Source organism: Mesotoga sp. UBA5557 (genome assembly GCF_002425715.1).
GTDB lineage: Bacteria > Thermotogota > Thermotogae > Petrotogales > Kosmotogaceae > Mesotoga.
Map to the genome: position 1 here is coordinate 38,732 of NZ_DIMV01000018.1, position 22,830 is coordinate 61,561.

General features: G+C 45.5%; 30 protein-coding genes and 1 tRNA gene. 27 read left to right on the forward strand and 4 right to left on the reverse strand.

The window, feature by feature from the left end:
• The first annotated feature begins 51 nt into the window (after positions 1-51).
• The 18 genes from infC (at position 52) to lepB (ending at position 11,940) form a co-directional block, all read left to right on the forward strand.
• Entirely contained in the window at positions 52-618 is a 567-nt protein-coding gene (gene infC / locus B3157_RS01515) for a translation initiation factor IF-3 (protein ID WP_292588531.1), read from the forward strand.
• Entirely contained in the window at positions 587-790 is a 204-nt protein-coding gene (gene rpmI, locus B3157_RS01520) for a 50S ribosomal protein L35 (RefSeq protein ID WP_214059995.1), read from the forward strand. The genes infC and rpmI overlap by 32 nt, the downstream gene beginning before the upstream one ends.
• 23 nt (positions 791-813) lie before the next feature.
• Entirely contained in the window at positions 814-1,173 is a 360-nt protein-coding gene (gene rplT / locus B3157_RS01525; protein WP_214059994.1) for a 50S ribosomal protein L20, read from the forward strand.
• 40 nt (positions 1,174-1,213) lie between these two features.
• Positions 1,214-1,636 carry an OsmC family protein gene (locus tag B3157_RS01530; RefSeq protein WP_292588335.1) on the forward strand — a complete coding sequence of 141 codons (423 nt, stop codon included), beginning with the start codon at positions 1,214-1,216 and terminating at the stop codon, positions 1,634-1,636.
• A gap of 23 nt (positions 1,637-1,659) precedes the next feature.
• A complete protein-coding gene (locus B3157_RS01535) occupies positions 1,660-2,439 on the forward strand; it encodes an Mrp/NBP35 family ATP-binding protein (RefSeq protein ID WP_292588337.1) in 780 nt (259 codons plus the stop codon).
• Entirely contained in the window at positions 2,439-3,485 is a 1,047-nt protein-coding gene (gene mtnA, locus B3157_RS01540; protein ID WP_292588339.1) for an S-methyl-5-thioribose-1-phosphate isomerase, read from the forward strand. The genes B3157_RS01535 and mtnA overlap by 1 nt, the downstream gene beginning before the upstream one ends.
• Before the next feature lie 22 nt (positions 3,486-3,507).
• Positions 3,508-4,797, forward strand: coding sequence for a serine hydroxymethyltransferase (glyA, locus tag B3157_RS01545; protein WP_292588342.1), 1,290 nt, complete (start codon positions 3,508-3,510; stop codon positions 4,795-4,797).
• Complete coding sequence (gene upp, locus B3157_RS01550) at positions 4,784-5,422, forward strand: uracil phosphoribosyltransferase (RefSeq protein WP_165775336.1); 639 nt, start codon at positions 4,784-4,786, stop codon at positions 5,420-5,422. The genes glyA and upp overlap by 14 nt, the downstream gene beginning before the upstream one ends.
• Entirely contained in the window at positions 5,391-6,185 is a 795-nt protein-coding gene (locus B3157_RS01555; protein WP_292588345.1) for a carbohydrate kinase, read from the forward strand. The genes upp and B3157_RS01555 overlap by 32 nt, the downstream gene beginning before the upstream one ends.
• Before the next feature lie 4 nt (positions 6,186-6,189).
• Complete coding sequence (locus B3157_RS01560) at positions 6,190-6,756, forward strand: thymidine kinase (protein ID WP_099829096.1); 567 nt, start codon at positions 6,190-6,192, stop codon at positions 6,754-6,756.
• Between the two features lie 243 nt (positions 6,757-6,999).
• Positions 7,000-8,316 carry a signal recognition particle protein gene (ffh, locus tag B3157_RS01565; protein ID WP_214078733.1) on the forward strand — a complete coding sequence of 439 codons (1,317 nt, stop codon included), beginning with the start codon at positions 7,000-7,002 and terminating at the stop codon, positions 8,314-8,316.
• Between the two features lie 31 nt (positions 8,317-8,347).
• On the forward strand, positions 8,348-8,638 hold the full coding sequence (gene rpsP / locus B3157_RS01570; protein WP_214078734.1) for a 30S ribosomal protein S16: 291 nt from the start codon (positions 8,348-8,350) through the stop codon (positions 8,636-8,638).
• Positions 8,638-8,871 carry a KH domain-containing protein gene (locus B3157_RS01575; protein ID WP_099829099.1) on the forward strand — a complete coding sequence of 78 codons (234 nt, stop codon included), beginning with the start codon at positions 8,638-8,640 and terminating at the stop codon, positions 8,869-8,871. Before rpsP ends, B3157_RS01575 begins: the two co-directional genes overlap by 1 nt.
• The gene (gene rimM, locus B3157_RS01580; RefSeq protein WP_292588351.1) at positions 8,868-9,428 is read left to right on the forward strand and encodes a ribosome maturation factor RimM; all 561 of its coding nucleotides are present in this window, start codon (positions 8,868-8,870) and stop codon (positions 9,426-9,428) included. Before B3157_RS01575 ends, rimM begins: the two co-directional genes overlap by 4 nt.
• On the forward strand, positions 9,425-10,168 hold the full coding sequence (gene trmD, locus B3157_RS01585; RefSeq protein WP_292588353.1) for a tRNA (guanosine(37)-N1)-methyltransferase TrmD: 744 nt from the start codon (positions 9,425-9,427) through the stop codon (positions 10,166-10,168). Before rimM ends, trmD begins: the two co-directional genes overlap by 4 nt.
• The gene (locus tag B3157_RS01590) at positions 10,158-10,742 is read left to right on the forward strand and encodes an RNA methyltransferase (protein WP_214060766.1); all 585 of its coding nucleotides are present in this window, start codon (positions 10,158-10,160) and stop codon (positions 10,740-10,742) included. The genes trmD and B3157_RS01590 overlap by 11 nt, the downstream gene beginning before the upstream one ends.
• Before the next feature lies 1 nt (position 10,743).
• Positions 10,744-11,091 (forward strand): 50S ribosomal protein L19, encoded by a 348-nt coding sequence (rplS, locus tag B3157_RS01595; RefSeq protein ID WP_099829103.1) that lies wholly within the window; start codon positions 10,744-10,746, stop codon positions 11,089-11,091.
• A 6-nt stretch (positions 11,092-11,097) separates the two neighbouring features.
• Positions 11,098-11,940 (forward strand): signal peptidase I, encoded by an 843-nt coding sequence (gene lepB / locus B3157_RS01600; RefSeq protein WP_214060765.1) that lies wholly within the window; start codon positions 11,098-11,100, stop codon positions 11,938-11,940.
• 18 nt (positions 11,941-11,958) lie between these two features.
• Here lepB and B3157_RS01605 read toward each other — a convergent pair.
• Positions 11,959-12,047: transfer RNA gene (locus B3157_RS01605), tRNA-Ser, on the reverse strand.
• Between the two features lie 50 nt (positions 12,048-12,097).
• On the opposite strand from B3157_RS01605, the gene folE2 reads away from it, so the two are divergent.
• From folE2 to B3157_RS01625, 4 genes are read left to right on the forward strand one after another with little or no spacing between them, the layout of a single operon-like run.
• On the forward strand, positions 12,098-12,862 hold the full coding sequence (folE2, locus tag B3157_RS01610) for a GTP cyclohydrolase FolE2 (protein ID WP_300980214.1): 765 nt from the start codon (positions 12,098-12,100) through the stop codon (positions 12,860-12,862).
• A gap of 3 nt (positions 12,863-12,865) precedes the next feature.
• A complete protein-coding gene (gene rsmG / locus B3157_RS01615) occupies positions 12,866-13,543 on the forward strand; it encodes a 16S rRNA (guanine(527)-N(7))-methyltransferase RsmG (RefSeq protein ID WP_214060763.1) in 678 nt (225 codons plus the stop codon).
• Positions 13,540-14,244 (forward strand): 16S rRNA (cytidine(1402)-2'-O)-methyltransferase, encoded by a 705-nt coding sequence (gene rsmI, locus B3157_RS01620; protein WP_214060762.1) that lies wholly within the window; start codon positions 13,540-13,542, stop codon positions 14,242-14,244. Before rsmG ends, rsmI begins: the two co-directional genes overlap by 4 nt.
• Positions 14,234-14,872: a site-2 protease family protein gene (locus B3157_RS01625; protein ID WP_292588360.1), complete on the forward strand. Its 639-nt coding sequence runs from the start codon at positions 14,234-14,236 to the stop codon at positions 14,870-14,872. The genes rsmI and B3157_RS01625 overlap by 11 nt, the downstream gene beginning before the upstream one ends.
• Here B3157_RS01625 and B3157_RS01630 read toward each other — a convergent pair.
• Complete coding sequence (locus tag B3157_RS01630; protein ID WP_292588363.1) at positions 14,869-15,855, reverse strand: DHH family phosphoesterase; 987 nt, start codon at positions 15,853-15,855, stop codon at positions 14,869-14,871. The two genes, B3157_RS01625 and B3157_RS01630, sit on opposite strands and share 4 nt — an antisense overlap.
• Positions 15,852-16,673 (reverse strand): purine-nucleoside phosphorylase, encoded by an 822-nt coding sequence (locus B3157_RS01635; RefSeq protein WP_214060760.1) that lies wholly within the window; start codon positions 16,671-16,673, stop codon positions 15,852-15,854. Before B3157_RS01635 ends, B3157_RS01630 begins: the two co-directional genes overlap by 4 nt.
• Positions 16,674-16,809: 136 nt before the next feature.
• On the opposite strand from B3157_RS01635, the gene acpP reads away from it, so the two are divergent.
• Genes acpP through B3157_RS01660 form a run of 5 tightly spaced genes read left to right on the forward strand, consistent with a single transcriptional unit; the run spans position 16,810 to position 22,044 of the window.
• Complete coding sequence (acpP, locus tag B3157_RS01640) at positions 16,810-17,061, forward strand: acyl carrier protein (protein ID WP_099829110.1); 252 nt, start codon at positions 16,810-16,812, stop codon at positions 17,059-17,061.
• Between the two features lie 29 nt (positions 17,062-17,090).
• Positions 17,091-17,996, forward strand: coding sequence for an RluA family pseudouridine synthase (locus B3157_RS01645; protein ID WP_292588365.1), 906 nt, complete (start codon positions 17,091-17,093; stop codon positions 17,994-17,996).
• Entirely contained in the window at positions 17,993-18,757 is a 765-nt protein-coding gene (locus tag B3157_RS01650; protein WP_292588367.1) for a hypothetical protein, read from the forward strand. Before B3157_RS01645 ends, B3157_RS01650 begins: the two co-directional genes overlap by 4 nt.
• Complete coding sequence (locus B3157_RS01655) at positions 18,685-20,196, forward strand: DUF5693 family protein (protein WP_292588369.1); 1,512 nt, start codon at positions 18,685-18,687, stop codon at positions 20,194-20,196. The genes B3157_RS01650 and B3157_RS01655 overlap by 73 nt, the downstream gene beginning before the upstream one ends.
• A gap of 24 nt (positions 20,197-20,220) precedes the next feature.
• A complete protein-coding gene (locus B3157_RS01660) occupies positions 20,221-22,044 on the forward strand; it encodes a PEGA domain-containing protein (protein ID WP_292588371.1) in 1,824 nt (607 codons plus the stop codon).
• A 31-nt stretch (positions 22,045-22,075) separates the two neighbouring features.
• On the opposite strand, the gene B3157_RS01665 is transcribed toward B3157_RS01660, so the two are convergent.
• Positions 22,076-22,786, reverse strand: coding sequence for a pseudouridine synthase (locus tag B3157_RS01665; RefSeq protein ID WP_292588372.1), 711 nt, complete (start codon positions 22,784-22,786; stop codon positions 22,076-22,078).
• Between the last annotated feature and the right edge of the window lie 44 nt (positions 22,787-22,830).

A 22,830-nucleotide genomic window follows, 5' to 3' on the forward strand; every position in this document is an offset into this window, starting at 1 on the left:
TATTGACATGGCGGGTTGTTCCGCCAATTTTTTTATGAGAGGTGATGTAGTATCGTAAGAGGTGATTCAACACCGAAAAACAACGAAATAATGACGAAGACTGTTAGACTCGTTGACATTGACGGAGAACAGCTTGGAGTAGTACAGACAACGGAGGCATTGAGAATCGCAAGAGAAAAAGGACTCGATCTGGTTCTTGTTGCTCCATCAGCAAATCCTCCTGTAGCAAGAATTATGGACTACGGTAAGTATAAATACGAAAAGGACAAGCGCAAGAAGGAAGCAAAGAAGAAGACGAAACAGTCTCAACTCAAAGAAATGAAATTCAGGATCAGGATCGATGAGCACGATTTCCAGACGAAGACGAACAGGATCAAAGAGTTTCTTGAAAAGGGAAGCAAAGTTAGGGTGGTCATAATGTTTAGAGGAAGGGAGATCGTCTTTTCAGATAAAGGGAGAGAGATTCTCGAAAGAGTTGCAGATCAGCTTCAACTAATTTCCGATATCGACCGTCCTCCAAAGTTGGAGGGAAGAGATATGTGGATGATTCTTAAGCCAAAGGCAGCTCCTCAAGGAGGTAAAGATAATGGGCAACAAAGTAAAGATGAAGCCTCATAAGGCAAGTGCCAAAAGATATAAGGTAACCGGTAGTGGAAAGATAATGAGAAACCAGTCTGGAACTGGTCATAATACCGGTAAGAAGAGCGAAAGCAGCCGCCGAGAGGCCCGAAAATGGAAATTGGTCGAAGGCGGATATGAGAAGAAAGTAAAGAAAAGCCTGGGCATTTGACCCTTCTGAGAGGTGAGATTTAGATGCGAGTAAAAGGTGGAGTGAACTCCAAAAAGAAAAAGCTGAAATACTTGAAGGCCGCGAAAGGCTATAGAGGTGCGTTGAGCAGAAGATACAGACTTGCAAAGCAGTATTACATAAGATCGGGAGTCTACGCATATGCTGGAAGGAAGATCAGAAAGAGAGATTTCCGAAAGCTATGGATAACCAGGATAAATGCTGGTGCTAGAATTGCCGGTACGAAGTACAACGATCTCATTCACGGTTTGAAATTGGCCGGTGTGAACATCAACAGAAAGATGCTGGCTGATCTTGCGGTCAATGATTTCGGCACATTCAAAGAGTATTGCGAGATTGCCAAATCGGCACTGAACGGTAACTGAAAGGGGCTTAGGCCCTTTTTTTTTGTGAGGGGATGAGACAATGGAATACTCTGCTAAGAGAATAGGGAAGATGGCCTTCTACGCGAAGACTCCTTCTGGCCATGATATACATATGGATGCAAAGGAAAGTTCCGGAGGCGATGGATCGGCACCGACTCCAATGGAGACGGTAATGGCTGCCTTGATGGGTTGCACTTCAATGGATGTTGTTTTGATTCTTTCCAAGATGAAGGTTACAGATTACGAGTACTGGATTTCTGCAAACTATGAGTATGCGAAGGAACATCCGAAGGTTTTCACGAGTATCGAACTCGTATATCACTTCTCGGGCAAAGATCTGCCGAAGGATAAGATTGAAAAGGCAGTTGTCCTTTCTCAGGAAAGATATTGCTCCGTCTCGGCAATGCTGAAGAATTCGGTAGATCTTACAATGAGGATTGAATATGGGGGCGAAAGAAATTGAATCAACAAGAGATGGCGGAAACAATGGAGAAGATCAGAAACAACGTCAATTCAATAAAGAACAAGATACTTGTGATGTCTGGAAAAGGTGGGGTAGGAAAATCTACTGTTGCGGTTAATCTGGCGCTGGCTCTTGCGGATGAAGGCTTCAAGACGGGTCTGATGGATATTGATCTTCATGGACCAAACGTTGCCAGGATGGTAGGTCTGAAAAAGCAGCCCGAAGTCGTAGAAGGACAGATTTTTCCTCCCGAAGTTCTACCAAATCTTAAGGTAATAAGCATTTCAAGTTTCGTTGAAGAAGATGCTCCGGTTATTTGGCGTGGTCCAATGAAGACAACGGCGATCTATCAGTTTCTTGGTGATGTTGCGTGGGGAGAGCTCGACTTCCTCGTAATTGACTCTCCTCCAGGTACCGGCGACGAGCCTTTGACAGTTCTTCAGACTCTTCCTGATATAATGGCGCTTATAGTTACTACACCTCAAGCCGTTGCAGTTCAGGATGTGAAGAGAGCGATCAATCTGGTAGAGACAATGCACAGGAACCCACTGGGAATTGTGGAAAACATGTCATATATGAGATGCCCGCACTGTGGAGAAATCACGAAGTTATTTGGAGAAGGTGGAGGGAAGAATCTCGAGACTCTCTTCAGCATCCCCCTTTTAGGGTCGCTCCCCTTCGATCCTACGCTAGTAGGTTTTTCGGACAACGGCAAAAGCATCGTTACTCACATGAGAGGGTCTGAACTTGAAGTCGCATACCGCTCAACGGTGAAAGAGATCGTTAAGAGGGTGAATATCTAGTGGGAAAGTTCAAGAGTATCACGCTTGAATGGAAAGAAGATCGACTGATACTAATAGACCAAAGAAAACTACCTTCAGTTGAAAAGTATGTTGAATGCCAGACCCACGAAGACGTGTATCATGCGATAAGGGATATGGTGATCCGAGGAGCCCCTGCGATAGGAGCAAGCGCGGCATTTGGTTATCTCCTTGGTGCTAAAGAGGTTCTGGCAAGCTCTAAGGAAGTGTTCTTCGACCATATGGATTTGGTGAAGAGAAGGCTCTCAGAAAGCAGACCTACGGCCGTAAATCTTTTCTGGGCTCTCAACAGAATGGAAAAGACACTCAACACCCATCGTGAATTAGATAGAAAAAGGTTAGCAGAGAGTCTTGAGAGCGAAGCGCTTGCAATTGCAGAGGAAGATATTGAGATCAATATGACGATTGGGAAAAACGGTGCAACTGTTGTGAGAGACGGTGACGGAATACTTACTCATTGCAACGCAGGAGCACTCGCGACTGTGGATTATGGAACGGCACTAGGTGTGATGAGGGCGGCCGTGGAGCAAGGCAAAAAGATATCGGTTTATGCCGATGAGACTCGACCGTATCTCCAAGGGGCTAGGCTGACGGCTTGGGAGCTTATGAAATCAGGAATCGATGTTACTCTTATCTGCGACAATATGGCAGGATGGGTTATGAAGAAGGGGTTAGTCGATCTAGTGTTGGTCGGGGCAGACAGGATCGCCGCTAACGGTGATACGGCAAACAAGATCGGAACCTATTCGGTTGCCATTCTTGCTCAAAAACACGGGATTCCCTTCTACATTGTTGCACCGCTGAGCACAGTGGATCTTCTGACCAAAAGTGGTGATGGGATTCCGATAGAGGAGAGAAGCCATCTTGAGATAACACAAATTGGGGATTATCAGATAGCCCCCGAGGGTGTCAAGTGTTTCAACCCTGCATTTGATATTACTCCATCAAGCCTTATAACCGGGATAATTACTGAAAAGGGAATTGCTCGTGCACCATACGATGTTTCGTTGAAGAAGATGTTCGAATAGAATCCTTTAGGAGGTTTTTTGCATGTGGGAATCTTTGGAGAGAACCGATAGACAAGTATTCGATATTATGGTCAAAGAGCTTGATAGACAAAGAAATGGGCTCGAACTGATCGCTTCTGAGAATTTCGTCTCTAAAGCCGTCATGGAGGCGATGGGATCAGTGATGACAAACAAATATGCGGAAGGTTACCCGTCCAAAAGATACTACGGAGGCTGTGTTTTTGTCGACGAGGTCGAGGAGCTTGCACGAGAGAGAGCCAAAAAGCTTTTCGATGCGGGGTTTTCAAACGTTCAGCCTCACTCGGGCTCCCAGGCAAACATGGCTGCCTATCTGGCTATTGCCAAACCGGGCGATACTATAATGGGAATGTCTCTTAGTCACGGGGGCCACCTCACCCACGGATCACCGGTAAACTTTTCTGGAAAGCTTTTCAACGTTGTCGCTTATGGAGTTGATGAGGAGAGTGAGGTAATCGATTACAAAGAAGTCAGAAGGATTGCCCTCGAGTCGAAGCCTTCAGTAATTGTGGCTGGCGGGAGTGCTTATTCTAGAATAATCGATTTCAAGAAGTTCAGGGAGATCGCCGATGAAGTCGGTGCAGTACTGATGGTTGACATGGCGCATTTTGCCGGCTTGGTTGCGGCAGGAATTCATCCTAACCCGCTTGATTTCGCCCATATAGTAACCACTACTACTCACAAGACATTGAGAGGACCTCGCGGTGGAATGATACTTACCAATAGTGAAGAAATCGCCAAAGCGGTTGACAAGATGGTGTTCCCGGGAACTCAGGGCGGTCCGCTGATGCATGTAATCGCCTCGAAAGCAGTATCATTTGGAGAGGCTCTCAGAGATGAATTCAAAGTCTATCAGCAGAGTATTGTCGAGAATACTCGTTATTTGGCGAAGTCTCTTGAAGAGAAAGGTCTAAGGATAGTCTCGGGAGGGACGGACACACATCTCTTCCTGGTAGATTTGACTCCAATAAATGTCACCGGTAAGTCTGCCGAGAAAGCACTTGAAAAGGCTGAAATTACGGTTAATAAGAACACAATACCTAGGGAGACAAGATCTCCTTTTGTAACCAGTGGCATAAGAATTGGAACCCCTGCGGTTACTACAAGGGGAATGACTGAGAAGGAAATGCCAATTATTGCGGACTTGATAATCAGAGTCCTTAAGAGCATAGAAGGAGATAAGGGAGAGATATCTCAGACAAAGGTGAGAGAGATAAGCGAAGAGGTCAAGGCTTTGGCTGAGAAATTCCCGCTCTACCCGGATCTGGTCCACAGGAGTGATGCAGGTGTTTGATCAGCTCACGATAGTTAACCATCCGCTCATTCAGCACAAGCTAGGAATAATGAGAGATGATCAAACCGGTCCAAAGGAGTTTAGGGAACTCCTGAAAGAAATCACTCTGTTACTTACTTATGAGGCTACAAGGCATATCCCAACTTTTGAGAAAGAGATAACTACTCCACTCGTGAAGATGATCGGTCAAAGTATCGAAGATAAGAAGGTGACTGTTGTCCCGATTCTTAGAGCTGGATTGGGCATGGTTGAGGGCGTTCTCTCCCTAATGCCTAACGCATCAGTCGGTTATATCGGCATATACAGAGATCCCGACACGATTCAACCCGTTGAGTATTACTCAAAACTGCCAAAGATCGACGAAACGACTCAGATATTTGTGCTGGATCCAATGCTGGCAACGGGTGTTTCGTCATCTTGGGCCCTTAAACTGGTCAAGAAAGCAGGAGGGAAACAGATCTCTTTGATGTGTTTGATTGCAGCTCCCGAAGGAGTTAGTTTCATACAGAAGAATCATCCCGATGTGAAGGTCTTTACCGCAGCTCTTGATGAAAAACTGAATGATCATGCCTATATCATTCCTGGATTAGGAGATGCAGGTGACAGACTCTACAGAACGAAGTAGGGCTCGGGCTCTTGTTGTCGGCGGATATCTAGAGGATATTGAGGTCTCAGGCAGTGGACACAATGCCAGAATAATCCAGGCTACTGGAGGATCGGGCTTCAATGTGGCAAACTGCCTTTCCTTGTTTGGTGTTGATGTCCTTTTTCTGAGCTGTTTTGGCCCTGGTGAATCGAGCCAATGGGAGTTCAAGTCTATCCCAATTAGATCAGAGTGTTCAAGAGGAAAGTTTCTTTTTAGGAAGAATGAAGTTCTCGCCGTGGAAAAGCCGTCGATAGTCGGTATTGAAGAAGAGCTGATCGGCATTTTGCTAAAAGAGGAGTTTGATCTTATTTACAGTACTCTAGAGATAGGCCAGTCGGCTGCTGCGACGGTGAGCGCCATTAAGTCTCGTTTAAAGGTGCTCGATCCTTCTCCTGGGCACGAATATAGGGGGAACGGAGGACTTTCGTTGTACGACCTTATTCTCGCCAATGATTATATGGCCTTTGACAAGAAAGACAAGAGAGTGATTACTAAGGCATCGTCAAAAGGAGCCTCTTACGGGGGACATGATTACAAACCCCGTAGAATCGGTGAGAGTCGTTTCGGCAGCGGAGATTTGTTTGGAGCGATCTTGTCGATCATGATTCTTGCAGGAAGGACCATCGATGGCGCCATAAGAGAGGCCGTTGAGATCAGCAGCGAGTTCTGCTATCAGGAACGATCGCTAGAGCAGTTCGTGCTTCATAAGAGAGCCGTCATTGATAACTCTATAAGGGGTTGAGCATATGTCTGGGAAACTAACAGTTGTTGCGGGACCAATGTATTCCGGGAAGACTTCGACACTTCTATCCATGATAGAGATATATACACTTGGAAGAAAGAGAATAAAGGTTTTCAAGCCGATAATTGATAACAGATACTCCTCTAATCATGTGGTTAGTCACTCGGGACAGATGGCAGAGGCCATTAACGTGGAAGACTCTTCAAAAATCCGAGAAATCGTTTCACTGGAAAAGGAGAAGCTCGACGCGATTTTCATAGATGAGACTAACTTTTTCGATCAAAGTCTGCTAGAGGTAGTGGAAGAGATAGTATTTAGCGGGATTGATGTCTTCTGTGTGGGGTTAGATCTCAGTTTCAAACACAGGCCTTTTACCGTCACTGCAAGTTTGATGGCGGCTGCAGATGAAGTCGTCAAAAAGAAGGCCGTATGCCACAGGTGTGGCGAGTACAATGCAACCGTTACGCACAGGATTTCGGGTTCGATAGATAGTGAGATAGATGTGGGTGGAATGGAGAAATATATAGCCGTCTGCAGGGATTGTTACAGAGAACTTAATTCATCTGACTAGATAGCACGCGCCGCTTCGATGCCATAATCTTCTTTAGAAGAATGTTTAGCCTCTTCGCCATTTGGCGGTTGATAGCATTGCTTAAGAAATTATTTGCAAGTATATAGGTGAATTAAGTATATTGATATTAGTGTGGTAATTAAAAATTAATATAAGTAGATGATAATCGCAGTTGTTGTTCAGATAAGTTCAACATTCTTGCGCCGGCCCGTTGTATACTTTTCAGGCTGCGGAGGTGTTTAGATGTTTGAGAATCTCCAGGACAAACTTGGCAGAGCATTTAAGCTGCTGAGTGGAAAAGGAAGGATCTCGGAAAAGAATATAGAAGACGCCGTTAAGCAAGTTAAGCTGTCGCTCCTAGAAGCCGATGTCAACTACAAGGTTGTCAAAGAGTTTATAGGAGGGGTAACAGAAAAGGCTCTTGGTGAAGAGGTGCTGAAGTCTTTCACACCGGATCAACAGTTCATAAAGATCGTTAGGGATGAGCTGATCAAGATGCTTGGTGAGAAGTCGGTTCCGTTGAGGCTTTCTAGTCAGCCTGCCATAATCATGATGGTAGGTCTTCAGGGCAGCGGAAAGACGACGACTACTGCCAAGCTCGGTGCTCTACTGAGAAAGGAAGGCAAGAAACCTCTCCTTGTTGCAGCAGATGTTTACAGACCGGCTGCTATTGATCAGCTTATTCAGCTCGGAAAGCAGATAGATTTGCCCGTTTTCACCGGCGAAAGAAAGAATCCGGTGAGAATTGCTAAGGAAGCGGTTCAGCAGGCAGTAAAGAATATTAACGATGTGGTAATTCTAGATACGGCCGGACGGCTTCATATAGATGAAACAATGATGAGTGAACTCAGAGAGATCGTTGCCACGGTCAAGCCCGACGAGATCCTAATGGTTGTTGACGCGATGACTGGTCAGGATGCAGTGAATTCTGCAAAGGCATTTAATGAAGCGCTTGAGCTGTCGGGGTTCGTTGTGACGAAGCTAGATGGAGATGCCAGAGGCGGAGTGATTCTATCGATACGGCATGTGACGGGCAAACCGGTCAAGTTCATAGGGATTTCCGAGAAGCCCGATGGGATTGAGACTTTCTATCCAGACAGAGTGACCGGTCGAATACTTGGCATGGGAGACGTACTATCACTAATAGATAAACTGCAGTTGAACATAGACGAGGAAAAGGCAAAAGAGATGGAAGAGAAGTTTCTCAAGAACAAGTTCGATCTTGAGGACTTTCTAAACCAGCTTAAGGAAGTGAAGAAGCTGGGTTCCATAGCAGACATCATGGAAATGATTCCCGGAGCACCCAAAGACGTGGATCTTGCGGGAAGCGAGAAAAGCATGAAGCGAACGGAAGCGATTATAAGCTCAATGACCTCGAAAGAGAGGAGAAACCCCAAGCTTCTGAACTACTCAAGAAAACAAAGGGTTGCAAGAGGCAGCGGTACGACTATCCAGGATGTGAACAAGCTCTTGAAGTCATATGATCAGATGAGAAGCATGATGAAGCAGTTTGGAAAGAAGGGAAAGCTGTTCAAAAGTATGAAAGGATTTCCATTTTAGATAGTAAAGAATCAGGAGGTGTACGCAAAGAATGGTAAGAATAAGGCTAACAAGAATGGGTAGAAGAAACAGGCCGTTTTACAGGCTTGTCGTGGTAGATTCTCAGAAACGTAGAGACGGAGCATATATTGACTCTCTAGGTTTCTATGATCCCATAAGGGATCCGGGAATCATGAGTGTTGATGTCGACAAGGCTGTAGAATGGATTATGAAGGGTGCGCAGCCAACGGAAACCGCGAGATCTATTCTCGCAAAGTTTGGAGTTATGAAGAAGGTTCATGAACTCAAACTCGTAAAAGAGTCAGGAGAGAAAACGGAGTAATGAAGGAAGTGCTTGAACATATTCTGAAGGGAATAGTTAGAAACCCTGATCAGATTGCCGTAGATCAGACAACTGACGAAAACGGAAACACGGTCTTTGAAATAAGTGCTGCAGAAGAAGATGTCGGCCAGATAATCGGAAAAGATGGCAGAACCATAAAGTCAGTGAATGTTCTTCTCAATGCTCTCGCAGGCTCGTCGAAGGAGAGTTTCATCCTAAAGGTGGTTCGATGAGCGATTTGAGAGGCGGCCTTTCTGAGGACATGATCCCTGTGGGAAGGATAGTCAAGCCACACGGTCTTCGGGGCGAGATGAAGGCCAAGATTTCTCTAGAAGACGAAGAAGTGTTCAGAGGTATCGAGGATGTCTTACTGTACAACGAGAAAACGGGATCTCAGCTTAGAGTATCTTTAGACGGAGTCAGGAAAGCAGCGAAGGGATGGATTGTACACTTTGACGGTGTTGACTCGATGGTTCAGGCAGAGAGGTTTGCGGGCTTCCACATATATATCGAAAGGCAGGCCTTGCCTGAACTTGGAGAAGGAGAGTATTACTACTTCCAGATTCTTGGTTGCAGTGTCTACGATGAAAAAGGTCGACTTATTGGTATGGTGAACGACATCATCGACACCGGCGCAAACGATGTTATGGTTGTTGTTCGAGATCAGAAGGACTTAACCGTGAAGGAAGAGCTGATACCTCTAATAAAGGATTACATTGTCGAGTTGAATGTAGATGGGAAGACTATAGTTGCGAAGACTATGGAATTTGAAGAGGTTAAGTCTGGATGAGAATCGACGTCTTGACGATCTTCCCACGGCTCTTTGAAACGGTTTTCAGCTGGGGAGTCATATCGCGAGCAATAGAAAGAGAGATTATATTCTTTAGAGCCATCGATATAAGAGATTTCACGGAGGATCGTCACAGGACCACCGACGACTACCCTTTTGGAGGGGGAAGCGGTCTAGTAATGAAGGCCGAACCAATTCTGAAGGCAGTTGAGAGTCTGTCCGACGAAGGAACCAAACCCTACGTAATCTATGCATCTCCTCAGGGTAAGGTCTTTGACAATAACAAGGCTCAGGAACTAAGTAGGTTAGAAAGTATTGCCTTCATCTGTGGTCGATATGAGGGAATAGACGAAAGAGTTATGAATGTAGTTGACGAAGAGCTTTCGGTGGGAGACTTCGTACTTAGCGGTGGAGAAGTTCCTGCAATGCTCATGATAGAGGCTATCTCAAGATTTGTGCCCGGTGTGGTGGGAGATATGGAGTCGGTGATAAACGATTCATTCTTCTCTGAACTCCTTGATCATCCTCATTACACAAGACCGAGAGAACTGAACGGTATGAAGGTGCCCGACGAGCTCCTTAGCGGGAATCATGAGATGATAGAGATTTACAGAAGGATCGAGAGTTTGAAGAGGACTATGGAGAGAAGACCGGATGTCTTTTTGAAGCATGATTTCGATTTGACGGATAAGAAGGCCTTGCTTGCGCTCTTCAAGGAGCTGAAAAGAGATGCTGAATAACATATACCTTGCTCTAATTCACTACCCAGTTTTGGGTAGGCATGGAAATATCGTTTCCAGCGCGGTTACTAATCTCGATGTGCACGATATTGCCCGAACATGCAGAACGTACAACATCAAGGGCTACTTCGTAGTGAGCAATCTTCCCGCGCAGAGAGAAATAGTAGATAATGTTCTTAATTACTGGCTTGAGGAGTTCGGAAGAGAGTACAATCCTAGTAGAAGTGAGGCCCTTACTGTTGTTAAGAGGGCGTCGTACATCGAAGACGTTATTGAAGAAATCGATAGGATTGAGGGTAAGAAACCGGTTCTTATATTCACTTCGGCCAAGAAGGGAATAGACAGACTAACTTATGAGGAAATGAGGAAGGTTATCATATCAAGTGAGAAACCTCATCTTCTTCTTTTTGGAACAAGTTGGGGCTTGCCCAAGGAAATTGAGAAGACTTGCGACTATTCGCTTGAGCCGCTGAGAGCAGATTCGGATTTCAATCATCTCTCGGTCAGGGCGGCGGTTGCGATAATATTAGACAGATTAATTCACGAGGATACAATAGAAGTTAGGAGGGATTAAGATGGATCAGTACATAAGATCTCTGGAAAACGAACATTTGAGAGAAGATCTTCCACAGATTGGCCCGGGCGATACTGTACGGGTAAGCGTAAGAATAAGAGAAGGGAACAAGGAAAGGATACAGGCCTTTGAAGGTATTGTTATGGGCATCAGGGGCAGTGGAACGGGCAAGTCGTTTACTGTTAGAAGAGTGGGGGCTGCAGGAGTTGGAGTAGAGAGGATTTTCCCATTTACAAGTCCTTCTCTTGAAAAGATTGAGGTTCTGAGAAGAGGAAAAGTTAGGAGAGCGAAGATCTACTACATTAGAGACGTGCAGGGTAAGGTAAAGATAAAAGAGAAAAGGGACTGAGGCCTAGTGTCTGCTAAGAAGTCGGAAAAGGCCTCTGACAAAAAAGGATCGCGCTTTCTCCACGAAGTGAAGGAGTGGGGAAAGGCGATTCTTTACGCGATTGTCTTTGGAACGATAATTCGTCTGTTTGTTTTTGAGACTATGCTAGTTCCGACGGGTTCTATGATACCTACCATAAATCCTCCCGCCAGGTTATTTGTGGAGAAGATTACATACGAATACAGACAGCCTGATTACGGAGATATCGTCGTATTCTGGACACCTTACGTAGACATCGAGTCTCAGAAGTATCTCAGGGCCTTCGACAAGTTTATGGATTTCTTCGCACCCGCAGAATACAGGGGCCACGTGAAATACGTGAAGCGGTTGGTTGGAAAGCCCGGTGATGTTCTTGAACTCAAGAGGGCTCCGGACTATACTGCGGCTAATCCAGTTTACCAGCTGTACGTTAATGGAGACATTCCTCCTTCGCTGGAGGAAAGGCGTTATGTCAGGGAAGGGGTCTTTTATGATCCGATGTTCTTCTTTGGGTTGGCTCACCCGGATGACCCTTCGGTGAGGTTTTCACCATATTACAGACTGTATCAGGCATACAAGGGGCTTATTGAGTACGCGGAGTTCTACGATACGGTGTTGGAACCGCTCGGTCTGGAAAAGTATATTCGGCAAGATCCTGCAACGGGAGAAGTAAAGGTTATTGTTCCGGAAGGGTTTAGATTCATGATGGGGGATAACTCTACCAACAGCTTTGACAGCAGGTATTTCGGTTTTGTGCCAGAGGAAGCTATAATTGGGAGTCCTATGCTCACAATATGGCCATTATCTGATTTTGGGCCATTAAGAAAATAACCGGGGAATCCCCGGTTCTGGCGGAGGCGGTGGGACTCGAACCCACAAGGGGCGTCAACCCCACCGATTTTCAAGACCGGCTCCTTAGCCAATTAGGATACGCCTCCACTTAGCTGATTATACCTCTTCGAAAGAGCAGATTCAAGGGGTGTTGATCTTGAGAGACGTACAGAATGAGAGAGACAAGAGAAACATCAGAATCAACATGGTCGGGATAAAGTCAATTGAATATCCCATCGTGGTTTTGGATAGGGAATTTGGAACACAGCATACGGTAGGCAATTTCGATCTCTTTGTGGATCTCCCGACGGATTTTCGAGGCACACATATGTCGAGATTCGTTGAGGTTCTTGAAAGACATCACAAGAAAATCACGCCGAGAAACATGGAATCGATTCTGAACGACATTAGAGATTCACTTAGGGCAGATGTTGCGCACATCAAGGTGCAATTTCCATACTTCATAAGAAAGAAGGCGCCTATAAGCGGCAGTGAGAGTTTCAGCTCGTTTGGCTGTTCGTTTTCCACAACGAAGGATGGAGAGTTCGATTTTGTGCTCGGAGTTAAGGTTCCGGTGATGACTGTCTGTCCCTGTTCTAAAGAAATCAGCGATAGAGGAGCTCACAATCAGAGAGCCGAGGTGTTCGTTTCCGTTCGAATGAACTCGCTCGTATGGATAGAAGAGATAATCGAGTATGTCGAGAAATCTGCGAGCGCTCCGATCTTCTCTCTTCTCAAGAGAGAAGACGAGAAATACATTACCGAACACTCTTTCGATAACCCCCGATTTGTTGAAGACCTTTCTCGGGAGGTAGTTCTGTTTCTGCAAGAAGATGACCGCATCGATTGGTATAGAATCGAAGTAATAAGCCAGGAGTCAATTCATAATCACGAGGCTTACGCTTGCATAGAAAAGGAATAGCACATGTGTTTCCTGAATGAGCAGATCGACTCGCCTAGTCGCATCAAACTAACAAGGCTTCTGGAGCTAATAACATCTTCTCAACACAACCTTACGTCTGTTAGGGACTTCGAGAGAGCTACGATTGTACACGTGGAGGATTCTCTAAAACCATTCTGCGGTTCAACATTTAGGGGTCGCTTCGTGGATATTGGAAGTGGCGGCGGGATTCCCGGTCTTGTCTTGGCAATTGCCTTTCCAGAAGCGGAATGGGTGTTGGTAGACTCTATTGCGAAGAAGACAAAGGAGATAGAGAGATTTGCCCATGAGCTGGAACTGAAGAACGTCGTTGTGAAAACAGCAAGAGCGGAGGAATTGGCGCTGGAAGAAAGAGAGAAGTTCGATGCTGCGTTCATGAGAGCTGTCGCCAGATGTGATACTTCTTTGGAACTGGCAACTCCTCTTGTGAAAACCGGAGGCATCGTATATCTTTACAAAGGACCGGGATGGTGTGAGGAGAGGGTATTCTCGCGCGTTGCTGAAGAGAAACTAGGTCTTGGCCTGTTGCAGGAGAAGGAGTACTGTCTATCAGACGGATCTATCCGGTTCATGATAGTCTATGCAAAGAAGAGAGAGACCCCAGATGGGTTTCCGAGAAGGTGCGGAATGGCTTCAAAGTCTCCTTTGGGAGGTTCAAAGTGACTGCTGAAAAAGGGAAGCTTTGGATTGTGGGAACACCTATAGGAAATCTAGAGGATATGACCATAAGAGGAAAGAAAATTCTGGAAGAGGCAGACCTGATTCTCGCCGAAGACACTAGAAGGATGAGGTCTTTGCTTTCTTCTATGGGAATAGATAAGAAGGTTGTTCTGTCTCTGAACATGCATAATCAGGACGAGAGAGTTCCGTTAATAATTGATCGTCTGAGCAAGGGAGAGCAAATAGCGCTTTCAAGTGATGCCGGTATGCCTGTGATCTCGGACCCGGGAGCTCATGTCGTCAAAACTTGTCGTGAGAGAGGCTTCGAAGTGGATGTTGCGCCCGGCCCATGTGCTGTTTCATGTGGGCTCGCGATAAGCGGCTTTCCGGGGACTCACTTCACTTTTCTTGGGTTTCTGCCAAGAGGCAAGAATCGCAGAAGGGTTTTCAGGAAGATTGCTCAGGGTCTTTATGGAGACGGCGTCATCGTCTTCTTCGAGTCTCCATTTCGGCTCGTAGATACCTTAGGAGAGCTTCTTGAGATAGTTGGCGATAGGGAGGTCTTCGTTGGGAGAGAGATGACTAAACTCTTTCAAGAGAGTTATTTCGGCAGTCTTTCTGACGTAGTCGAGAGATTCAAGGCGACCGAGCCAAAAGGGGAGATAACCGTAGTTCTCTCTGGAAGGGAGAATAATGATGCTTGAGATGATGAGAAACTTCTTCAGCCTCACCCCTGCCATAGCGGTGGCCATAATCTCTCACGAGTACTCTCGTTTCATAACCGCGAAGAGATTCGACGCGGTGAAACCCGAATGGGGAGGACCCGGATTCATAAGAAGGATAGACCCTGTAGGTCTGCTCATGTACTACTTCTTCAAATTCGGCTGGTCTCGACCTTTCCCTGTGAACTACTGGAAGCTGAGAAAAGCCGGATATTTCAAGGGTATACTCACGGCGATTTCTGGTTCTATTGCCAATTTCTCGATCGGTCTTATTGCCGGTCTAGTTTTCTACCTTTCGGGTCTCCACCAGTACTCCACGTTTATGCCGGAAGCCGTCAATTCATTTCCATTGAGCTACATCGCCGATGTAGTGTACTGGATGATGGTAATTGATCTCAATACAGCCTTGTTCAACCTAATTCCAATTCCGCCTCTTGACGGAGCAAACATTGTTACAATGATTGTTCCGGAGAACCAGGTCAATTGGCTGGTGAAATATGAACTGTACGGAATACTTACACTTCTAGTGCTTTCACTTATGGGCATAATACAGCTAGTAATGTGGCCGATAACGCAGTTCATTCAGCTACTGGCGAGGCTGATTGCTTAAGTCCTTTCATTTTGCAGTCGAGAGTCAATCATTTGAACTGCTTCGGAAAGCGCGCTCTTAAGGTCACCTTCGTATTTGAGGGTGAAGCCGGAAGCTTTCTGGTGACCTCCACCGCCAAATGCAACGGCAATCTCACTGACATCGAAGTATTTCTTCGATCTAAGTGAAACGTGTGCCTCACCTGAACGGGCTTCTGAAGCAAAAAGAGCTACTTCTACGCTCTCTACTGATCTCAATTCTCCAACGAAACCCGTGAAATCATCGTCTGTAAGTGAATACTTTTCAAAATCAGCCAGTGTCAGATATGAGTAAGCAAATCTGTTGTTTGAAAGCAGCGTGATGTTATCAATAGCATCTCTTTCAAGAAACAGCTCCTCAATCTTTCGGGTCTCGAGAATCGCTGTTGCCACGAAATCGGGATCGGCTCCCAAACTAACAAGCTCAGCAGCAGCTTGAAATACCGAGCTGTCCACGTTTGAGTATCTGAAGAATCCCGTGTCTGTTGCAATCCCTAAGTAATTCATCAACGCAAGATCCCTGTCATATTCAATATCCATAAGCCTCAGAAGATCGAGAATCATTTGAGCTGTCGACGAGTATGAAGGGTCTACCCAGCATTCGTTTGCGAAGTATGTGTTTGTTGCATGGTGATCGATCACTATCGAAGGAACTCCCATTCTGAGGAAGTTTTCAAACCTTCCGATTCTGTCCGGTGATGATGCGTCAACCACGATAATCAAGTCTGGCTTAGGAATCTCCTCGTCAAAACCTTTGATCCTTTCTATCCAGGGAAAGACTTTGAAGTTCGGTGAAATTTTCCAATCAATTGCGGGTGTGCCTTTCTTCCCGAATCTTTCAATACCCACCGAAAGCGAGACCACGGAAGAAATGCAGTCTCCGTCGGGCATTATGTGGCCAGCTACAAGGATGTTTTCAGCTTTTTGGATACATGAGACAACACTGCTTGCTTTTCTGATCATCATTTGCTCTCCAACAATGATTCGATGGCGTATCGAACTATAGAACTGAACTTTGGTCTGATTCTTCTGGCCGTGCTAACAACATCGGCATGGGAGAGTTTCTCCTTCAGGATTCCCGATGCCATATTCGTAACGCAGGATAGAACAAGAAGCTTGATACCGCAGTGCCTGGCAGCGATTACTTCTGGTACTGTCGACATTCCAACGAGATCTGCTCCGAAAAACTCAAAGGCCCTTATCTCTGCCGGAGTCTCATAATTTGGACCAAGAGCCCAACAATAAGTTCCCTCCTTCAATTCTATCCCCGTGTTTTGAAGACGGGTTTTCAAGTCCGCCAGCCAGAGACTGTCTACGATTTCCGACATATCTGGAAATCTCACGCCATATTGCTCGTAATTGACTCCCCTGAGAGGATTTCGAAAGCCGAAATTCACTACATCAGTCACTGCGACGATATCTCCTGGAGAGAAGCTTCTATTTATGCCCCCCGCAGCATTCGTAATCAGCAGATGTTCTATTCCGAGCTCCTTGAACAAATACACCGGAGAAGTGACATCTCTGATGTTATGACCCTCGTAGTAGTGAAATCGTCCCTCCATTGCTACAACGGGAAGACCATGAAAGTATCCGAAGACCAATCTTCCAGAATGACCTTCAACGGTTGTTTTAGGAAATCCCGGAATTTCAGAATACTCTATTGCTATTGGTTCGGAGAAGTGTTCCGTCAGATAGCCAAGGCCGGATCCGAGAATTAGTGCCGCCTTTGGAGTCATTTTGATTCGTTCAGTTACCTCTTCTTTCATCACTTCGAATATATTCATAGAAAACCTCCGAAAGTAAAGCCATTCAAATTATTATATAATAATGAATGCTTTTGGGAATCGAGAGCCGTTTGACTTTGAAGCTCTCGGTTAATATAATTGTTCCGATTTTCAGAATTCGAAGGGAGGAAATCCTTTGACGGCCGATGAAGTTTTCGACAGAGTGAAGAACATAATTTCCGAGAAACTTGGAGTCGAAGAAGATGAAATCGCTATGGATTCCAGTTTGACAGAGGATCTCGGAGCCGATTCTCTCGATCTGGTCGACCTGGTGATGGCATTTGAAGATGAATTCGATTTTAAGGTCGAAGATGAGCAGATTGAGAGCATCTCTACGGTGGGAGATATTGTGGAAAGTATCAGCAAAGGTCTGGGAGTTGAAGACTGAGTCTTTCAAGGGGGCTTAAGGCCCCCTTAATGTTGAGTGGAGTGGTATCGATAGATAGAGAATTCAGAGTATCAAAAGAAAACTTCTATGAGAGATTAGACAGGTTCTTGAGAAGGGAGCTCTCAGACCTGAAGTTGTCATCTATCTACAAGTTGCTGAGAAAGGGAAATGTGAAAGTCAATGAGAAGAAAGTCAAGGATGGCTCCTTCAGGCTTGAGATAGGAGATTTAGTTCGAGTAGCTTTTTCTGGAGATCCTTCAAGACTGAAGCGTCTTAGAGAATCGCGTGAACTGATTCCTCACGAGATTCCCCTTAAGATACTATTCGAAGACGATTCAATAATCGCGGTCGACAAACCGGCGGGGATATCCGTTCATCCCGGAAAAGGCATCCAGATTGTAACGTTGGTCGAGGGACTCATGGCATATGGAGAGGCAAGAGGTTTCTTGCCGCGGCCCGTCCACCGGCTCGATAAGCATACCTCAGGAGTGATAGTCTTCGCCAAATCTCCAGAGTCGGCTAGAGAGTTGTCATCACTGTTTAGGCTGCGAGGAATGGAAAAGGGTTACCACACGCTTGTGAAAGGAGTGCCGGAAGCTAAAGGAAGACTTGTTTCCGAGAGAGAGAAACACACTGAGTCATTGACGTTCAGAATTGAAAAGAGTTTTGCCTCGGTTTCACTATTGTGGATAGATCTTCACACAGGGAAGAAGCACCAGATACGTCGTCAGCTGAGCGAAGCCGGGTATCCAGTTGTTGGGGACGATGTCTATGGAGACAGATTGTTCAACAGGGAGTTCAAGAAAGAGACCGGGCTCAGAAGATACTTCTTGCACTGTTCGAGACTCTCCTTTATTTGGGAAGGTGGAAAGACGATCGAGATTCTTTCGGGACTTCCCGACGACCTTGAGAAGGTGTTGGTCAAACTCAAATGAAGTCAGCCCTTCTGCTTTTGACGGTCATTCTCATTTCGATCTACGCATTCAGTCAAGTGGAGATCAGGAGAGAGATTGAAGAAGCAAACGCTGAACTCTCACAGATATACGGCTTTTCGGTCAAGTATAATCTTACGATTCTCAAAGGCGAAGGCCATGAGCAGCCAGCAGCAATTGATGATAATGGAATCTACCAGATCTTTCTTTACACGACTTCCTATAGATCCGGAGTCGCAAGACATGAACTCGCACATGTCTATTTCTTTGAGTACCTTAGGAGCATCGGCTTCACTCCTAATGAGATTCCTGTATGGTACCATGAATTAATGGCGGAAGGCTTTCAGAGTCTTCATTCGAGGACGAGAATTCCGATACTCAGAGTTGCCTTCTATGATTTCACAGAGTTTGACAGAAGGTACCCTGATAAGGATGACCAATCTGTTTTCTATGGAGCTGTTTCGAGCTTCGCTGGATACATTCTGGAGAGGCATTCATATATTGATCTGACGAGCGTCGCAGAAGAGTTCTTACAAGAAGGGGATATGAGTGCAGCCTTTTCGAAGGTTTTTGGATCGAGTCTAGGGTCTATGATTCTAAAGTGGAGACTTATCTTCTTGCTTCCGTATTCTCCATTTCTCATCGGTGTAGTATTATTTCTTTATCTTCTGATTGGGAGGAGAGACAAGTATTGGCGGAAGTTCCCGTTAGACCTAGAAAGCCTCAGAGAAGACGAAGAAACGAAAAACAGAAGAGCGCACTAAGACTCGGCAACGGTATAGTCGTTGTTGCCTTCATTTCCGGATTGCTTCTGTCTTTGTTCTACATTCCCTGGAGAGTTTCCCTGGATTTCAACTACAACGATGCTGTGGTAATTACAGAGAAGGCGGTAGACGCAGTCCCTTCAAAGCAGCTGGTTTACGTGGAAGATCTGGAGAACGTCTCGAATTTGGAGTCTTCGGTTATTCTGGTGGATCTGAGAGACGACTGGCATAGGCTGGAGGAGATATTGGCTCTGCAGATCCCGATGATCCTTACTGGAGTCTCCCCTTACACAGTCTCGGAGCTTGCATCGATTCTTGACAATCACTTCGCATACACGGGATACATGGAGTTTGACGAAAGAGGCCATTATGTCCTTGATGTGCTGAGGGCAAGGGAGAACAAATCTCTGGTGTTTCGAGTGCACAATCTGAAGAAGAAAGAGTATCCAAACTATGATGTTGACAAGGCAGTGACCAGGTACCTTAGAGCTGTCAGGGAAAGGAGCATTGATGCACTTCTCTTTTTGACTCCCGACAATGATTTTGACTATGATGAGCTGGTATCTCAAGTTTATGGAGTACTCGACGGAATGGGATTCGCTTCGACCGAATTAGTTTCTCCAAGGACTGGTTCATCCAGGTTCGCCTTGCTGGCATCCCTGTTTGTGTTTGTTCTCCTGTTATCTGTCAGTCCTTTGCTTGCAGCTGTTGTCACAGCGTTGTTCGTGTTGTTTCCAACTGTTGGTCTTCCCGCGGCCGCTGTCTTCGGTGAGTTTGCCATATATCGGAGGGTTTCTTCCTTGAAAACCGGGGTGATCAAGGGTCTCCTTCTTTTCTTTTCCTTCTCGATTTTCCTCGGAATAGCAATCAACGCCTCGATGGTAGGTGCCTCCTATCAGAATGGACTGGAGCTCTTCAGAGGCGTGAAGATCTCATTGGTAGCCCTCCCCTTCTGGCTTTTTGTCACTGGTTTTGGTAGAAGCGTTTCGAAAAAGGTTTCTAGGGGAGATATACTTGTCGTTCTTCTTGCAGGGCTGGTAGCCGTCTATTACATCCTTAGAAGCGGGAACTTCTCTTTTGTGCTTGATGTGGAAAGAACAATGCGAGACTATCTTGACAACGTCCTCATAGTCCGTCCGCGTTTCAAGGAATTGCTCGCATATCCGCTTCTGGCAGTGATGATTCACTTCTCTTTTGATCTCAAAGGGAAACTCGGACCGATAATTGCTGCAGGTGGATCACTTGTAACTGTATCTATAGTTAATACCTTCTGCCACGCTACTGTTCCTCTGTGGACAGGCCTGCTGAGAAGTGCGTATGGTTTAATCTTCGGTACAGTGCTTTCACTTCTAATAATCGCGATCATCAAAAAGTATAATAGATCAAGGGACATCGCTAACAACTTGTTGAACGTGTCTGATGAAGACAAGTCTAATTAGTATCTGATATGGGAGGGATAGTCTATGAAGAAAACAATACTGGTTATTCTCAGTTTTTTCTTGGCAGTATCACTATTTGGGATTGTAACTTATGACATGCAGAAGGTAATTATTGTACCGGAGCAGCCGCAGGGGGGGCTGGAGGTTTCCATTTGGCTTGACAGAGATAACGGTTCTCTTTACTATTCAGGCGAAGAGGTTAAGACTTACTTCAAAGTCAATAAAGATGCATATATAGCGATATACGATATCACACCAAATGGAGAAATCCAGCTGATATTCCCTAACGGTTATGATCGCAGCAATTTCGTCAAGGCTGGAGTGACCTACACTCTTCCAACGGAGAACGCCACGACGAGATACCGTCTTCAGTTGACGAGTGAGACAGGTGGAGGAAAGGAGATCTTTCAGATTGTTGCATCGACGTCTTCCCTTGGATTTCTTGACGATTTGATGGTGAGAGCTGAGGCAGGAGATATCTTCCCCAAGGCCAGTTCAGGGGCGGAGGACTTCGTAGTTTTAAAAGTAATACCTGTTATTGATAAGCAGGAGTATGCCGTTTCCACTGCTTGGTTCTATCTCGACGTGATGCCCAGCACAGGACGAGCGAGGATAACAACAACTCCTTCAAACGCAACAATTTATGTTGACGGTAAAATGATAGGTACCAGTCCGATAAACATTGACCTCGACGTGGGCAATCATATTGTTACTGCGTATATGAGCGGGTACAGGACAGAAACGAGGCAGTTCACTATCGAAAGTGGGAGAACGCTGGATGTAAGACTTGATTTGCAGAAGTTAGCAAAAGAGTATCAATTCTCTCTTGTCACAAATCCAAGCGATGCAACTGTGCATATTGATGGCAAGCTTGTAGGAAGAACACCCCTGAATGTCACCTTGGAAGAAGGCACGAAGAGTATCAGCGTTTCTAAGGCTGGATATCAGACATACACAGAGACTTTTGTCCTGAATCGTAACATTTCCAAGTCTATCACTCTGACTTCTATGGTTCAGAATTATCAACTGTCGGTAATAACGAGTCCTTCAGGGGCAGATATTTATGTGAATAACGCTTACATTGGCAGATCCCCGTTGAATGTGACTCTGGAAGGCGGAACAAAGAACTTGAGAATTGAGAGATCGGGATACGAGACATACACTGAAAACTTCATTCTTGATCGCTCGATTTCGAAATCCATTACCTTGACTCCTCAAGTGAAAGAGTACAGATTGAGCGTAACGAGTTCACCTTCCAACGCCCTTGTGTACATAAACGGAACATATCAAGGCAGAACCCCGCTTACTCTTACCTTGAGGGAGGGATCTTACGCCATCAGAGTAACCGCAGATGGCTATGAAGATTTCTCTACTAATGTAACACTTGCTAGTGATAGACAAGTAAGTGCCACTCTTTATGCAAAGAAGGCAAGACTGACAGTAGAAACAGAGCCGACAAATGCATCGGTTTTTGTAGATGACGTTTATGTGGGCAGATCTCCACTATCCGTTGATCTTGATGCGGGGAGGCATACGATCAGAGTAGAGAAGTCTGGCTATATAACGGACAGCAAAGATGTCAATCTCGCTGCCGGAACCAGTTCATCGACGAAAATCACTCTGATTGAAGAAAGGCCGGTTGCCAGGATTACAATTTCCTCTGATCCGAGCAATGCGAGAATCTTCATTAACGGAAAAGATTATGGTAGATCAAACAGGGTAGTTGAACTTGATCCAGGATATTATGAAGTAGTGCTTGTTCTGGACGGATATCGCGTGTCGGTTACATATAGATACTTTGGCAAGGGAGATCACAATCTCTCCTTCAACCTTTCAAGAATCGACTAATGTCTTTTCCTGTTACCCGAATAACCGGGACTCAAGTCCCGGTTATTCTTTTTCTGTCTGTCTCAGATAGGTATATCCACTTTCCGGGGCTCAATCGATCGGGAAGGTAATATGCGCCGATCCTGTTTCGGTGAAGGTTTCTCACCTTGTTTCCCACTGCCAGAACGAGTCTCTTGACTTCGTGATACCTGCCCTCCGTCAGTACAATTCTCAGATGAAAAGAATCTAGTTCTTCAACTGATACCGGCATAGAAAACTCTTCATCGCCTATTGAGACTCCTTGCGAGAGAAGTGAGAACTCATCTGAAGTAATCTCATTGACAGTCTCTACTAAATACTCCTTCTCGACCAGCTTGTTCGGCGAAATCACGTTGTGAATGAACTCGCCGTCGTTTGAGAGTATTACAAGTCCTGTTGTGTCTTTATCAAGCCTTCCGGCAATGGACAGTTCGGCAGAAAAGACTTCATCTATCAGGTCGAAGACATTCTCTCCTTCGTCTCTCTCTCTTGAGCAGACAAAACCTCCAGGTTTGTTCAGAGCTATGTAGACCATTCCAAAGGTTTTTATGTGCTTTCCGTCCAGAAGTACTTCATCGTTCGCGCTAACACTTGCAGACGGGGTATCGACGACTCTTCCATTAACGACTACTCTTTGACTTCTTATCATCTTTCTGCTCTGGCTTCTGCTGAAGCCAGAGAACTTAGAAACATAGCCATCCAATCTCATAAATAGATTGTACAATACACCTTCTTGAGGTACCAGTATCACGCACCTCCAAGCTATTG

What these genes read in the sequence shown, in the direction of transcription:
- rpmI (WP_214059995.1), top strand. Translation starts at nt 587, where the DNA reads ATGGGCAACAAAGTAAAGATGAAGCCTCATAAGGCAAGTGCCAAAAGA.
- rplT (WP_214059994.1), top strand. Translation starts at nt 814, where the DNA reads ATGCGAGTAAAAGGTGGAGTGAACTCCAAAAAGAAAAAGCTGAAATAC.
- B3157_RS01530 (WP_292588335.1), top strand. Translation starts at nt 1,214, where the DNA reads ATGGAATACTCTGCTAAGAGAATAGGGAAGATGGCCTTCTACGCGAAG.
- B3157_RS01535 (WP_292588337.1), top strand. Translation starts at nt 1,660, where the DNA reads ATGGAGAAGATCAGAAACAACGTCAATTCAATAAAGAACAAGATACTT.
- glyA (WP_292588342.1), top strand. Translation starts at nt 3,508, where the DNA reads ATGTGGGAATCTTTGGAGAGAACCGATAGACAAGTATTCGATATTATG.
- upp (WP_165775336.1), top strand. Translation starts at nt 4,784, where the DNA reads ATGCAGGTGTTTGATCAGCTCACGATAGTTAACCATCCGCTCATTCAG.
- B3157_RS01555 (WP_292588345.1), top strand. Translation starts at nt 5,391, where the DNA reads ATGCAGGTGACAGACTCTACAGAACGAAGTAGGGCTCGGGCTCTTGTT.
- B3157_RS01560 (WP_099829096.1), top strand. Translation starts at nt 6,190, where the DNA reads ATGTCTGGGAAACTAACAGTTGTTGCGGGACCAATGTATTCCGGGAAG.
- ffh (WP_214078733.1), top strand. Translation starts at nt 7,000, where the DNA reads ATGTTTGAGAATCTCCAGGACAAACTTGGCAGAGCATTTAAGCTGCTG.
- rpsP (WP_214078734.1), top strand. Translation starts at nt 8,348, where the DNA reads ATGGTAAGAATAAGGCTAACAAGAATGGGTAGAAGAAACAGGCCGTTT.
- B3157_RS01575 (WP_099829099.1), top strand. Translation starts at nt 8,638, where the DNA reads ATGAAGGAAGTGCTTGAACATATTCTGAAGGGAATAGTTAGAAACCCT.
- rimM (WP_292588351.1), top strand. Translation starts at nt 8,868, where the DNA reads ATGAGCGATTTGAGAGGCGGCCTTTCTGAGGACATGATCCCTGTGGGA.
- trmD (WP_292588353.1), top strand. Translation starts at nt 9,425, where the DNA reads ATGAGAATCGACGTCTTGACGATCTTCCCACGGCTCTTTGAAACGGTT.
- B3157_RS01590 (WP_214060766.1), top strand. Translation starts at nt 10,158, where the DNA reads ATGCTGAATAACATATACCTTGCTCTAATTCACTACCCAGTTTTGGGT.
- rplS (WP_099829103.1), top strand. Translation starts at nt 10,744, where the DNA reads ATGGATCAGTACATAAGATCTCTGGAAAACGAACATTTGAGAGAAGAT.
- rsmG (WP_214060763.1), top strand. Translation starts at nt 12,866, where the DNA reads ATGTGTTTCCTGAATGAGCAGATCGACTCGCCTAGTCGCATCAAACTA.
- B3157_RS01625 (WP_292588360.1), top strand. Translation starts at nt 14,234, where the DNA reads ATGATGCTTGAGATGATGAGAAACTTCTTCAGCCTCACCCCTGCCATA.
- B3157_RS01630 (WP_292588363.1), bottom strand. Translation starts at nt 15,855, where the DNA reads ATGATGATCAGAAAAGCAAGCAGTGTTGTCTCATGTATCCAAAAAGCT.
- B3157_RS01635 (WP_214060760.1), bottom strand. Translation starts at nt 16,673, where the DNA reads ATGAATATATTCGAAGTGATGAAAGAAGAGGTAACTGAACGAATCAAA.
- B3157_RS01645 (WP_292588365.1), top strand. Translation starts at nt 17,091, where the DNA reads ATGTTGAGTGGAGTGGTATCGATAGATAGAGAATTCAGAGTATCAAAA.
- B3157_RS01650 (WP_292588367.1), top strand. Translation starts at nt 17,993, where the DNA reads ATGAAGTCAGCCCTTCTGCTTTTGACGGTCATTCTCATTTCGATCTAC.
- B3157_RS01660 (WP_292588371.1), top strand. Translation starts at nt 20,221, where the DNA reads ATGAAGAAAACAATACTGGTTATTCTCAGTTTTTTCTTGGCAGTATCA.